Origin of the sequence: Sphingomonas sp. 10B4, assembly GCF_035019905.1 — a bacterium.
GTDB lineage: Bacteria > Pseudomonadota > Alphaproteobacteria > Sphingomonadales > Sphingomonadaceae > Sphingomonas > Sphingomonas glacialis.
The window spans coordinates 1-270 of record NZ_JASJVC010000325.1; the positions used below are offsets into that span (position 1 = coordinate 1).

The 270-nt window shown below is 53.0% G+C and carries 1 protein-coding gene; it reads right to left on the reverse strand.

All coding sequences use genetic code 11. From position 1 onward, the window contains the following. On the reverse strand, positions 1-270 hold a 270-nt coding region (locus QN347_RS19990; RefSeq protein ID WP_323494427.1), incomplete at both ends, for a glycoside hydrolase.

Sequence of the window (270 nt, forward strand, 5' to 3'; positions counted from 1 at the left end):
GCTTGCGAGCTGGGTTTGGCTGGGTCGTAATCGTCAAACAACATCCCCGTGCCATCGACATCGAGAAACCAACTGTTGTAGTGGCTGAGTGCTTGAATTTCCGGCACGCGCTTTTCCATCAAGGGACGTACGCAGCTCGGATTTGTGTACACGCCCAGCCCTCGAAAACCGGTTTCACGCTGACCATTTTTTTTCATAATGCCGCAACGGCTAAATGCATCTTGCCCTAATTGCGCGCTCAACCAGCTTTGACTGTCGTTACCGTCGGGC